Origin of the sequence: Streptosporangium oxazolinicum (assembly GCF_039537505.1) — a bacterium.
GTDB lineage: Bacteria > Actinomycetota > Actinomycetes > Streptosporangiales > Streptosporangiaceae > Streptosporangium > Streptosporangium oxazolinicum.
Window position 1 is genome coordinate 687889 of the sequence record NZ_BAABAQ010000003.1, and the last position, 12632, is coordinate 700520.

Sequence of the window (12632 nt, forward strand, 5' to 3'; positions counted from 1 at the left end):
GAAGCACCATATCGGCTTAGACCTCGCCCACGAGATGAACCATCGGGCCACATTTTCCGACTGAATAACGTTCACAGAACCACGACGGTTTCCCGATTCCCGCTCCCACTTAGTCTCATTTCCGCCTCAGTTCGCCAGGTGAAGAACCTGCGCCGTCTTCAACCCGGCCAGCAGGGAACCGGCCACGGCCAGTTTGGAGCGGCGGACGCCGCTGCCGATCACGACCCCCGGGTGGGCCGCCACCGCCTCGTCGACGAGCACCGGCCAGTCCTCGGGCAGCCCGAGGGGGGTGATCCCGCCGTACTCCATGCCGGTCAGCGTGACCGCGTCGTCCATCGGCGCGAACGAGATCTTCCGCGCGTCCAGGTGGCGCCGGATCACCCCGTTGACGTCGGCCCTCGTGGTGGCGAGCACCATGCACGCCGCGTAGCGGGTCTCCCCCGCGCGCCTGGCCGCCACGATCACGCAGTTGGCCGACTCGCCCATGCTCACGCCGTAGCGCTCGCAGAAGGCCGCCGTGTCGGCCAGCTCCGGGTCGATCTCGGCGACGGTGATCCCGCCGACCCCACCGGCCCCGTCAAGACCACCGAGCCCGCCGAGCCCGCCGACGGCCCGTGCCACCGGCTCGGCCAGCAGGTCCGGCCGCCGCACGGCACTCGTCCACTCCAACGTCCCGATCGCCATCGCCGTCTCGTCTCCCTAGGAATTCCCCCGGAAATTCTCTCGCACCGAAGACTTTACGGCCGCGCGGTGACACTCAGGAGGTCGCCTGGAGCACCCGGCGGTGCAGATCGGTGACCGCCCTCCTCGCGGACTCCATCGCGCCGGCCTGCCAGGCGGTCAGGTGCGTGAGCCAGTCACCGGCGAAGTAGACCCGGCCCGCCGGGCGCTGCAGCAGGTCGAAGGCGGCGTCGAAGGAGGGCCAGCTCGCCCAGCCGCCCTCGATGTACGGCTGGCGCCGCCAGGCGATCGAGACACTGGACCGCAGCTCGGCGCGGTACTTCTCCCCGTGGATCTTCTTGCCCTGGGTGAGCGCGCGGTTGCGCCGTTCGCGGTGGGAGAGGCCGGTGTACGCCTCGGCGTTCTCCTCGACGTTGTAGTAGCCGACCACCAGACCGCCCCGGGAGTGGAAGCCGTGGGAGGGGTACCAGATGTGGGTGATGTCCAGGTCCGTCTCGCTGGCGCCGCCGTAGATGCGGTCGTCGATCTCCCACCAGCGCCTCCCGTACTCCAGCCCGATCTTGCCGGCGGAGACGGGTACGGGCGTGCGGAGCGCGGCGGTGACCGGGGTGCCGAGGTTGTGCGGCAGGCGCGCGAACAGGTGGGGCGGCAGGGTCGCGACGCAGTAGTCGGCGCGGACGACGCCCTCCCCGGTGCCGCCCCGGTGTGTCACCTCCACGCCGTCGGGAAGGTTCCTCACCCCGGTGACCGGGGTGCCCGTCCTGATCCGGTCGCGGCCGACCGCGTCGGCGAGCGCGTCGGTGATCGTGTCCATGCCGCCCACCGGCTGGAACATGGGCATGACCTGGTCGTAGCCGAAGTCCATGGTGACGTACCTGCCGGTGTTCGCGGCGAGCACGTCGCGCAGCGAGGAGGCGGTGCCCACGGAGACGCCCTCGCCCACCCCGGGATAGGTCTCGAACCCCCGCCGCCTGGAGTCCCGCCGGTAGGCGAGGTCGGGGCCGAGGTCGCCGAAACGCCGCAGGAACTCCGCCAGCCGCTCGCGGTCGTCGGCGGTGAGACGGCGGTCCAGCGCGCCCGTGTTGCTCGCCTTGGCCAGCAGCTCCGCGACGTAGCCGTACAGGTCCGCGCGGGCCGCGCGCGCCCGGAGCGGGGCGCTCATGTCCTGGGTGTAGACGTACGCGGAGGCGTTGTTGTTGACGAAGATCTCGACGGGTACGCCCAGCTCGCGGCAGTAGTCCATGGTGACCATCCAGGCCGCGATCCGCGCGGCCCCCGCGTTGAAGTAGATGCCCTCCTCGAACGCCGCGGTCTGCGTCTCGCCGCCCAGCTCGTCCAGCCGGTCGCCCGCGCGCAGCGTGAGGTTCCTGCCGCCCACCCGGCCGGACGCCTCCAGGACCGTGCAGTCGTACCCGGCCTTGCCCAGCTCGTAGGCGCAGGTCAGCCCGGCGACGCCCGCGCCGAGGACGACCACTTTGGCCGCTCCCCTGCCGGTGAGGGAGAAGTCGGAATGCCGTGGGGGCGTGAAGTCCCTGTCCTGGGACTCGGGGGCGAGGCCGAGGGCGCCCATCGCCGCGAACATCGCCCCGGCGCCCCCGGCCGCGCCCACGCCGACGAGCAGCGCCCTGCGCGTCAGGCCCGCCCCCGTGGCGGGTGCGGTCTTCGTGGACGCGGTCTCGGGGGGCGCGGTCTCGGCGGCGGTGGCCGCCGTGCCGGAGGCGTCGGGTCGCGCGGGGCCCGTCTCGTCACTCATGGGGGTCGTCACAGCACATGTCGTCACAGCACATGGGGCACCGTCAGGTCGCGGGCTATCCGGGTCGGGGGAGCCGTGGGGCGAAGGGGCATCGGAAGGGTCAGCCGTACGCGCCGCTGCCGCAGGCGACGTGGCCGCCGATCGTGGCGAAGATCCCCAGGAGGGCCATGATCTGCGAGAAGTCGTCGGTGGTGAACTCCGTGTGCCGGGGGCCCGCGGCCGTCACGCCGGGGATGATCGCGCATCCGGCGGCGATGGCGGTGGAGTTCCACTCGACGCCGAGGGTGAACGGCGGCTCGGGGGCGCAGAGGCGGAAGTCGGCCACCCGGTCGAGCGCGCGGGCCGCGGCCTCGCGGATCCGGGCGCGGGCGACGGCGGGCGGCAGGAGCTCGGCGGCGAACCGGTCGATGCCCTTCTTGACCGCGACGGTCTCCACGTCGCCGAGCAGCTCCCTGGCCTCCTCGCAGACGGCCTCGTCCCCGGTCACCAGGATCACCGGCACGCCGAGCGTCCCGGCGAAGGAGGCGACGAGGCGGGTCTCCCCGCAGACCTCGCCGTTGAGGTAGATGTTGTGGATCTCCTTGCCCATCCAGGTGTGGTTGAGCACGCCGTGCTGGACGCCGGCCCGCGCGTGGTAGCCGGCGAAGCAGGCCGCCCGGTAGCTCGCGTCGAGCCCCTGTCCCATCCGCAACGGCTTGCCCGGCCCCCTGATCAGGGTCGCCCGCTCGTCGAGCAGGTCGATCCTGAGGTTCTTGGTCGAGCCGTGGGCGTCGTTGACGCGCACGGCGGTGGCACCGGCGTCGAAGACCCCCTCGACGACCGCGTTGGCGTCGCCGGTCATCAGCTCGCAGCCGCGCTCGTAGCCCCGGCCCCCGGCGTGCATCTCCTCGGGGTCGGTCAGTCCGGTGACACCTTCCATGTCGACCGAGACGTAGACCTTCACGCCGCCCCCCACGTCTCGACGCGACGCGCCTCGCTCTCGCTCATGAAACCGATCTCCCCGTCCACGAAGTCGTGAACCTGCTTGCGCCACGGTTCGGGAATCTCCGCGACCGCGGGCGGGTAGCAGCGGTCCAGCCAGGCGGTGGAGGACTCGGTCGCGCGGAGGTACCGCGCCGCCGCGGCGAAGACCGTGTCCTCGATGCCGGGCACCCGGGCGCAGCCGTACTCGATCATCTCCTGCCCCCCGTACGGGGGCGGCCGCTGCCACTTGCGGGCGACCGGGCGGCCCTCGGTGATCGTGGTGCGGAGCGGGCGGCGCTCGACGGCGGCCTGGATGAGCTCCTTGTACAGGCACTTGCCGCAGGTCCCGCAGGGGCCGCCCACCCCGCGCAGGCACCAGCGGAGCTGCCCGCGCAACTCGGAGCCGAGGGCGAGCCGCATCGTGACGGCCTCGCTCACCCCGCCCACCGGAAGCACGATGTGCAGCCCGGCCGCGGCGAACACCCGTCCCCAGGCGCCGTGCGGGGCCCACATCGGGTTGTCGGGCGTGTAGCGGTGGATGTAGCGGGCGCCCCCCAGCCAGCGCGACCCCAGCTCGTAGCCGAAGGCCAGTCCTCCCAGGTCGAGCTCGTCGGCCATCAGCAGCGCGCCCACGGCGACCGCGTGGTGCTCGGGGTAGCCGGGCCTGGGCTCGGCGAGGGTGAACTCCAGGTCAGAGCGGACGACGGTCAGCTCGCGGCCGGTCTTCTCCGCCAGCGAGGCCAGGACGTCGGAGCGGTAGTGGGTCCACCGGTTGGGCACGCGCGAGTGGGAGACCCGCTGGAAGTGCACGAACGGCGCGTCGGGCAGCATCGCGGCCACGGCGACCGAGTCGGCCCCGCCGCTGTAGGAGATCGCCAGCCTGCCGCCGGACCGCGCCCGCGTCCCGGTGAGACCGGTGGGACCGGCCTGGACCCCCCAGCCGTCGCCGATCGCCTCGGCGAGCTCCGGAGAGATCGGCCGGTCGAAGGTGACGCGGCGCCGGGTCCACGGCGCGATCACGGTCCACGCGGCGAGGGCGAGCAGGTCGGGGTGGATGTCACGCGGTGCTCGCGGCAGCTCGGCCCTGAAGGTGTTCGTGGCCAGCTTCAGCGGCTGGCCGTCCGCGCAGAAGCCGGTGACGCCGTCCTCGGGGTCCAGCCGGAACACCAGGTGCCAGGTGCCGCCGTCGGCCGTCCAGGCCACTCTCACGCGCCGCTCCCCCTTCCCGCCGCCTCCGCCGCGCCTTCGTTGGCGCGGTCCACCGCCTGCCAGAGCAGCACCTCGTTCTGGAGCACCCCGTCCAGCGCGACCGCGGTCTCCTGGGCGAGCCGGTGGGCGTCGTCCCAGCGCCCGGCCCGCGCCGGGTCGAGCTTGACCCCGGCCACCCGCGCGCGCAGCTCGACGACCTCCGCGCGCAGCGAGGTGACCTCCCTGGCCAGCGTCTGAACTTCCCAGAGCGCGTCCTTGACGTCCTGCCGGTGGTCGGCCCTGGAGATGTACCGGGAGTCGAACCAGCCGAGAACCGCCCGCCGCAGCGGGGCGGGCACCAGCGCACGCTTCACCAACCGCACCATAATCCGGCACGATACCGGCAATTCTTGATCAACCAGGACCGATCCCGGCAAGCCCGGCCGACCCGGCGGACATGTCAGCGGCCGGTGAACTCCGCCTTCGACCTCTCGGAGAAGGCTCGCATGCCGATCCCCGCGTCGTCGGTGGCGAACAGGCCGGAGAACTGCAGGCGCTCGATCTCCAGGCCGGTGTCGAGATCGGTCTCCAGGCCCCGGTCCACGGCCTGCTTGGCGGCGCGCAGCGCCAGGGCGGGACCTCCCGCGAACCGGGCGGCGTACGCGAGGGCCTCGGTGTACACGTCCTCGTCGGGGACGACCCGGTCCACCAGGCCGATGTCCAGCGCCTCGGCGGCGGGCACGTGGCGCCCGGTGAAGATGAGATCCTTGGCCCTGGCCGGGCCGATCAGCCGGGGCAGCCGCTGGGTGCCGCCCGCGCCGGGGATGATGCCGAGCAGGATCTCGGGCTGGCCCAGCTTGGCCGACTCCCCGGCGATCCTGACGTCCGCGCACAGGGCCAGCTCGCAGCCGCCGCCGAGCGCGTAGCCGGTCACGGCAGCGACGACGGGCTTGCCGATCCTCGCGACGGCGGTGAAGCAGTCCTGAAGGACCCGCGAATGGACCGCCATGTCGGCGTACGACATGCCGGCCATCTCCTTGATGTCGGCACCGGCCGCGAAGACGGCTCCCCCGTAGAGGACCACGGCGTACACGTCGTCGTCGGTGTCCACCCGCCGGGCGCACTCGGCGATCTCCAGCTGGACCCGCCGGTTGAGCGCGTTCATCTTCGGCCGGTCGAGCCTGATCGTCGCGACCCCGTCGGCCGCCTCCACCCGTACGAACTCACCCATGGACGTCCTTCCGCCTGCCGCCGGGACCCGCGGGGCGCGCCGTGATCCCCGCCGGCCCCTGCCGATCCCCGCTGATCTCCGTACCGTGGTCCACCATAGAGCGCGTCTCAGTTGACGGGCATGGCCAGGTCCCTGCTCTCCCCGGCGCTCTTGGCCGGGTCCTCCCCCGCCCGCCTCGGCAGCCCGGCGATCGTCCTGCGGTAGATCGCCTCGTACGCGCGGGCCATCGCCTCCACGCCGAAGAAGCGCTCCACGCGGGAACGGCAGGCGCGCGGGTCGAGCACGTCCGCCGCCTCGATGGCCGCGGGGAGCTCCGAGGTGTCGCTCCGGATGAACCCGGTGACCCCGTCCACGATCACCTCGGGCACCGCGCCCCGGCAGAGGGCGACCACGGGCGTGCCGCAGGCCATGGCCTCGATCATGACCATGCCGAACGGCTCCTCCCAGACGATCGGGAAGATCAGGCACCTCGCCGCCGCCAGCAGCTCGTGTTTACGCGCGGTGTCGGCCTCGCCGACGTACTCGGCGTCGGGGCCGAGCCTGGGCCTGACGTACTCGTCGAAGTAGTCGCGTTCGATCTTCTCGGTGAGCTTGCCGGCGAGCAGGATGCGCCGCCCCGCCGCGCGGGCGGCGTCGATGGCCAGGTGGGCGCCCTTGTCCTCGTTGAACCGGCCCAGCCACAGCGCCCAGTCCTCCTTGCGCTCCCTGAAGGGGAAGGCCGTGACGTCGACCGCGTTGTGGACCACCCCCGACCAGTTCAGGTCGGGGGCGATGCGCCGCTGGGCCTCGGAGATCGCGACCATCGACACGGCGGCGCCGAGTACCCGGTAGTACTCGCCGAACTCGCCCCCCACCTCCCCGTGGCAGGTGATCACCGTCGGGACGGCCCGCGCGGTCGCGGTCAGCGGCCCGGCGAGGGTGTGATCGTGGATCACGTCCACGACGAGCTCCGAGGTCATCGCGTACGCCTTGGCGGCGTGCAGGACCTCCGGCAGCGGCTCGCCGATCCGCTCCGAGGGCGCCCGCCCGTAGGTGCTCAGGAAGCGCGCGGGGGTCCCCGCCCGGCCGGCCCCGACCAGCGTGATGTCGTGCCCGCGCCGGGTCAGCCCGGTGACGAGACCGGCCACCATCGACTCGATGCCCCCGTAGCCCCTCGGCGGCACGTCGTACCAGGGCGGCGCGACCATCAGGATGCGCATGCCGTCAGACCATTCCGTGACATTTCTTGAAAAAACCATGGCCACCTCACCTGAAGAGACACGAAACCTGGAAGGACGCGAAATCCGGGAAAACGCGGTCCTGGAAAACACGGTCATGGGGGACGCGAGAGAGACGATCAGTGGACCCGCAGGGCGGCGGTGAGCGGGCTGCGCGGCTCGTTGATCAGGGTGATCCCGTCCGGCAGCCCGCTGACGGTGGCGCCGTCCGGACCGGCCTCGATCGTGATCTTGGCACCGGCGAGCGGCAGCCCCTGGATCCGCAGGCCCTCCAGGTCGACGGGGTCCAGCCACACCCGCCCGTACGGGATCCACGGATCGAAGCGCAGCAGGGTCCTGACCAGCTGGATGGGACTCGCCGCGGCCCACGCCTGCGGGGAGCAGGAGGTGGGATAGGGCACCGGCCAGGTGAACTCGGCCCGGTCGAACCCGCAGAACAGCTCGGGCAGCCGCCAGCCGAAGACCTCGGCCGCGTCCAGCAGGCCGAAGGCGATCCGCCGGGCCTCGGCCGTGAAGCCGTAGCGCATCAGCCCGGCCGCGATCAGGGCGTTGTCGTGCGGCCAGACCGAGCCGTTGTGGTAGCTCATCGGGTTGTAGGCGCCCATGGTGGTGGCGAGGGTCCGCACCCCGTACCCGCTGAACATCTCCGGCGAGAGCAGCCTCTCGGCGACGTGGGGGGCCCGGTCCCTGTCGACGATGCCGGTCCACAGGCAGTGGCCCATGTTGGAGGCGAGGCTGTCGATGGCGCGCCCGGCGCCGTCGAGGCCGATGGCGTAGTAGCCCCGGTCCGGCAGCCAGAAGCGCTCGTTGAAGGCGTCCCTGAGGCGTTCCGCGCGGGCCGTCCACTCCCCCTCCAGGGCGCTGTCGCCCGCCTCGTGGGCGAAGTGGGCGCGGGCGATGTAGGCGGCGTAGACGTAGCCCTGGACCTCGGCGAGGGCTATGGGCGGGGCGGCGATGGTGCCGTCGGCGAAGTTGACGCCGTCGAAGGAGTCCTTCCACCCCTGGTTGATCAGCCCGTGGTCGGTCTTGCGCCGGTAGGACAGGAAGGGGTCGGCGGATCCTCGGATCCAGTCGAGGGCGGCGTCGACGTGCGGCATGAGCTCCTCGACGGCGTCCCCGTACATGCCCCACCGGCGCAGCTCGCCCATGACCATCACGAACAGCGGGGTCGAGTCCACCGAGCCGTAGTAGGCGTGGCCCGCGTGCGGCGAGGCGTCGACCTGCTTGCCGAAACGGAACTCGTGCAGGATCTTGCCCGGCTCCTCCTCGGTCAGCGGGTCGTCGACGGTGCCCTGCAGCCCGGCCAGGCGCCTCAGGGTGCCCAGTGCCAGGCACTGGTCCAGCGACAGGGCCATCCACGAGGTCAGCAGCGAGTCGCGGCCGAACAGGGTCATGAACCACGGAGCGCCCGCGGCGATCGTCGGCGGCTCGTCCGGCCGGCCGGGCTCGAAGAGCCGCAGCGCGCCGAGGTCCTCCTTGGAGCGTTCCAGCACCTGGGCCAGGACGCGGTCGGAGGTGACGACGGTGGGGCTGAGGCGCTCCCAGTCGGCGCGGCGCCTGGCGGGCTCCGCGTGCTCCAGCGGGTAGTGGGTGGAGAACCACGCGGGCGACTCCTCGCCCTCCAGGATCGGGTTGACCTGGAGGCTGGCGGTCCACTCGCCCCGGGCCGGCACGACGATGCGGAAGATGAGCACGCCGGGCACGGCGAACGGCGGCGGCTCGGCCACCACCCTGGTACCGCGCGAGCGGCAGATGGAGACGATCAGCAGCCCCGTCCTGTCGGCCGTCACCTCCACGTCACTCACGTGCCGGATCCGGCCGGCCTTCACCTCGAACAGGTCGGCCACGTCGGAGGCGACGTGGATGTCGACCACGCATCCGGCGGGCTCGCCGGACAGGTTGCGCAGGGTCAGGTCCTCGCGCAGCCCGCCCCCGACGTAGCGGTCCCTGATCACGAGCAGGCTGCTCTCGGCCCGCCCGGGGCGGGGGGCCGCGCTGCCGAGGAACATCGCGTGGTACGGCTCGGCGGGAAACACCCTGAGAGCCTCCACGGGCAGATCGTCCACCCTCAGCTCCCAGCGCGACAGGATCCGGGTGTCGGCGTGGTAGACCCCCTGCGCCCCGCCGGGAAGCATGTCACCGTTGCGGGCGCACACGCAGAAGGAGCCGCCCTCGACCAGCGTGACCGTGGTGTCGCCCAGCGCGCCCGGCTGGCCCTCGAACGTCCATGCGTCCACTGTTCTCTCCAGGGTGTGCGAGATGTCGGCTATCTAGCCATTCCCGGCACAAACAAGAAAGAACTACACAAAAGACGTAGGTTGTCGCATTTTGTCGTACAAAAAGGGTTTTGTCGGAGTTGACTCACCGCCCGCGCCGGGGGATCGAGGGTGCCCCGGAGCCGATGGTCCGCGCGATCCTGGAGGCCGACGCCCGACCTCGCCACAGCCCCTCCGCGTGGCCCGCGGCACCGACCTCCGCGGGCCACGCGCCACCGGGCCGCCGTACGATCAGGCGCGCTCCGGGGTCACGGCGCCGGAAACCTTTCTTGGGCGCCAGGTATCGAGTGCTCAACCCTACCCACCTCACCACGCGACGTGCTGGAACGCGCACACTTCCGGGTTCCGTGTCCGCACGCCTCCCCCGGACGTCCGCCAGAGCGGACCGGCCGAAGAACCGGCCGCAGAGACGCGAAGACCTCCGTGCCCCTCCGGGAGGACCGGAGGGATCACGGAGGTCACACCGTCCGGCGCGCGCGCCGGGCGGTCACGCGGTCAGCGCAGGGTGCCGTTGGTCATGCCGACGGGCTCCTCGGGCACCGCGACCAGGCCGAGCTCCGAGGCCGAGGCCACCAGCGGGTGGTCGGGAACGACCCGGACCGTGTAGCCGAAGGGCCCGGTGCGGTCGAGGGGGATGGTCCCGGCGAAGACGGCCCTGCCGTCGTCGCCCTCGGTCTCGACGGTGAGGTCGGCGTAAGCGGGGGCTGCCAGGTCGTCGTGGTCGCCGACCCGGCCGTAGGCCGCCTGGACCCGGATGTCCCCGGGCTCCAGCTCGCCGAGGGCGATGGTGGCCTTCAGCTCCAGGGACGTGCCGAGCTCGGGGGTGCCGTCGCCCAGGCCGGTGGCCTCCACGTGCTCGACCCGTACGCCCGGCCAGGCCCTGCCGACCCGGAGCTTCCAGGCCGCGAAGCTCCTGGCCTGCTCGTACCCCTGCCCGGAGAGGGCGCGGGCGGACCTGGCGGCCGGGGCGTAGAGGCCGACCACGTAGTCGCGGAGCATCCGCCCGGCGAGCACCTTGGGGCCGAGCGAGTTCAGGGTGTGCCTGACCATCTCCAGCCAGCGCCGGGGCAGCCCGTCGGCCCGGTCGTAGAACCGGTCGGCCACCTCGTGCTCGATCAGGTCGTACAGGGCGGCGGCCTCGAGCTCGTCGCGGCGGTCGGGGTCGGCGACGCCGTCGGCGGTGGGGATGGCCCAGCCGTTGGTGCCGTCGTACCACTCGTCCCACCAGCCGTCGCGGATGGAGAGGTTGAGCCCGCCGTTGAGCGCGGCCTTCATCCCGGACGTGCCGCACGCCTCCAGCGGGCGCAGCGGGTTGTTCATCCACACGTCGCAGCCCTGGACGAGCAGCTGGCCCAGGGCCATGTCGTAGTCGGGCAGGAAGACGACGCGGTGCCGCACGTCCTCGGAGTCGGCGAACTTCACGATCTGCTGGATGAGCTTCTTGCCGCCCTCGTCGGCCGGGTGGGCCTTGCCCGCGATCACGATCTGCACCGGCCTGGCCGGGTCGAGCAGCAGCGCGCGGAGCCGGTCGGGGTCGGACAGCATCAGGGTGAGCCTCTTGTACGAGGGCACCCGGCGGGCGAAGCCGATGGTGAGCACCTCGGGGTCGAGGGCGTCGTCGATCCAGCCGAGCTCGGCCTGCGAGGCGCCCCGGTTGATCCACGACTGACGGAGCCGCGCGCGGGCCGCGACGACCAGCTTCTCGCGCAGCCGTCCCCGGATGCCCCAGACGTCGCCGTCGGAGATCTTGCCGATGCTCTCCCAGCCCTGGGCGCGGTCGACCAGGGTGGGCAGCTCCCGGCCGGCCAGCTCCATGATCTCCCGGCCGACCCAGGTGGGGGCGTGCACGCCGTTGGTGATGGACCCGATCGGGATCTCCTCGGTGTCGAATCCCGGCCACAGGCTCTGGAACATCCCCCGGCTCACGGCGCCGTGCAGCTCGGAGACGCCGTTGACCCGCTGGGCCAGCCGCATGCCCATCGCGGCCATGTTGAACTTGCCCGGCTCCTCCTCGGCGCCCAGCGCGAGGATGCGGTCGACGGGGACCGTGGGCCAGGCGTTGTCGCCGCCGAACTGGCGGCCGATCATCTCGGCGGGGAAGCGGTCGATCCCGGCGGGCACGGGGGTGTGCGTGGTGAAGACGGTCCCGGCCCGCACCGCCTCCAGCGCCTCGTCGAAGGAGAGCCTGGCCTCGGTGAGCTCGCGGATGCGCTCCAGGCCGAGGAAGCCCGCGTGCCCCTCGTTGGTGTGGAACACCTCGGGCTCGGCGTGCCCGGTGACCCGGCAGTACGCGCGGATGGCGCGGACGCCGCCGACGCCGAGCAGCAGTTCCTGGAGCAGCCGGTGGTCGCCGCCGCCGCCGTACAGGCGGTCGGTGACGTCGCGGGCGGCGGCGTCGTTCTCGGCCACGTCGGAGTCGAGCAGCAGCAGCGGCACCCTGCCGACCTGGAGCACCCAGACCTGGGCGTGCAGCGTGCGCTGCTCGGGAAGGCTGATCTTGATGCGTACGGGGGTGCCGTCCTCCTCCCGCAGGAGGGTGAGCGGCAGGCCGCCGGGGTCGAGGGAGGGATAGTGCTCCAGCTGCCAGCCCTCGGGCGAGAGGGACTGGGTGAAGTAGCCGTGGCGGTACAGCAGGCCGACGGCGAGGATGGGCACGCCGAGGTCGCTGGCGGCCTTGAGGTGGTCCCCGGCCAGGATGCCGAGCCCTCCCGAGTACTGCGGCAGGGCGGCCGCGATGCCGTACTCGGGAGAGAAGTAGGCGATGGCGCCGGGAGCCTCGGAGATGGTCTGGTACCACCGGGGGGCGGTCATGTACTCGCGGAGATCGTCGGCGGCGTCGGCGAGCCGCCTCAGGAAGCGGCGGTCGGCGGCGAGCTCACGGAGCCTGTCGGCCTCCACGGCGCCCAGCAGGGCCACCGGGTCGTACCCGACGCGCCCCCAGATGGCCGGATCGACCTCGCCGAACAGATCCAATGTCTCCGGGTGCCATGACCAGCGCAAATTGAGGACGAGCTCGCCGAGGGAGGCCAGCTCCGGCGGCAGGACGGTGCGGACGGTAAACCTGCGGATTGCTCTCACGGTGCCAGACCCTAGTTACTCAGCGCCACGAGGGCGACCTCAACACTCACGCGTCTCCCCCTCACCGCTATCAATCCACCCCAAACACATCAAAGACAGGTGATCGACTGTGAGGACAACTCGCGGAAGAGTAAGAGGTGCCGCACTCTATCCATCGGCACGCATGAAGATGGACTATTGGGGCACCGGAGATACCAGCCAGCTGTACCGCCCTCGAGAACCGGTCGTCCCAGCGGGGCGGGGCC

The 12632-nt window shown here is 71.9% G+C and carries 9 protein-coding genes; all 9 read right to left on the minus strand.

Features of this window, described 5'->3' with window-relative positions; genetic code table 11:
* Nucleotides 1-126: 126 nt before the first annotated feature.
* Nucleotides 127-684: a YbaK/EbsC family protein gene (locus tag ABD817_RS12550; RefSeq protein ID WP_344918009.1), complete on the minus strand. Its 558-nt coding sequence runs from the start codon at nt 682-684 to the stop codon at nt 127-129.
* 73 nt (nt 685-757) lie between these two features.
* Nucleotides 758-2434: a flavin monoamine oxidase family protein gene (locus tag ABD817_RS12555; protein ID WP_344918010.1), complete on the minus strand. Its 1677-nt coding sequence runs from the start codon at nt 2432-2434 to the stop codon at nt 758-760.
* Nucleotides 2435-2534: 100 nt separating this feature from the next.
* Nucleotides 2535-3377, minus strand: a complete 843-nt coding sequence (locus tag ABD817_RS12560) for a M55 family metallopeptidase (RefSeq protein ID WP_344918011.1) — start codon at nt 3375-3377, stop codon at nt 2535-2537.
* On the minus strand, nt 3374-4606 hold the full coding sequence (locus tag ABD817_RS12565) for a DUF6395 domain-containing protein (RefSeq protein WP_344918012.1): 1233 nt from the start codon (nt 4604-4606) through the stop codon (nt 3374-3376). Before ABD817_RS12565 ends, ABD817_RS12560 begins: the two co-directional genes overlap by 4 nt.
* Nucleotides 4603-4959 (minus strand): hypothetical protein, encoded by a 357-nt coding sequence (locus ABD817_RS12570; RefSeq protein ID WP_344918013.1) that lies wholly within the window; start codon nt 4957-4959, stop codon nt 4603-4605. The genes ABD817_RS12565 and ABD817_RS12570 overlap by 4 nt, the downstream gene beginning before the upstream one ends.
* 86 nt (nt 4960-5045) lie before the next feature.
* The gene (locus ABD817_RS12575) at nt 5046-5816 is read right to left on the minus strand and encodes an enoyl-CoA hydratase/isomerase family protein (RefSeq protein WP_344918014.1); all 771 of its coding nucleotides are present in this window, start codon (nt 5814-5816) and stop codon (nt 5046-5048) included.
* 107 nt (nt 5817-5923) lie between these two features.
* Nucleotides 5924-7015 carry a glycosyltransferase family 4 protein gene (locus ABD817_RS12580; RefSeq protein ID WP_344918015.1) on the minus strand — a complete coding sequence of 364 codons (1092 nt, stop codon included), beginning with the start codon at nt 7013-7015 and terminating at the stop codon, nt 5924-5926.
* Nucleotides 7016-7152: 137 nt separating this feature from the next.
* Complete coding sequence (locus ABD817_RS12585) at nt 7153-9270, minus strand: amylo-alpha-1,6-glucosidase (protein ID WP_344918016.1); 2118 nt, start codon at nt 9268-9270, stop codon at nt 7153-7155.
* A 534-nt stretch (nt 9271-9804) separates the two neighbouring features.
* Nucleotides 9805-12387, minus strand: a complete 2583-nt coding sequence (gene glgP, locus ABD817_RS12590) for an alpha-glucan family phosphorylase (RefSeq protein ID WP_344918017.1) — start codon at nt 12385-12387, stop codon at nt 9805-9807.
* Nucleotides 12388-12632: the final 245 nt, after the last annotated feature.

What these genes read in the sequence shown, in the direction of transcription:
- ABD817_RS12550 (WP_344918009.1), bottom strand. Translation starts at nt 684, where the DNA reads ATGGCGATCGGGACGTTGGAGTGGACGAGTGCCGTGCGGCGGCCGGAC.
- ABD817_RS12555 (WP_344918010.1), bottom strand. Translation starts at nt 2,434, where the DNA reads ATGAGTGACGAGACGGGCCCCGCGCGACCCGACGCCTCCGGCACGGCG.
- ABD817_RS12575 (WP_344918014.1), bottom strand. Translation starts at nt 5,816, where the DNA reads ATGGGTGAGTTCGTACGGGTGGAGGCGGCCGACGGGGTCGCGACGATC.
- ABD817_RS12580 (WP_344918015.1), bottom strand. Translation starts at nt 7,015, where the DNA reads ATGCGCATCCTGATGGTCGCGCCGCCCTGGTACGACGTGCCGCCGAGG.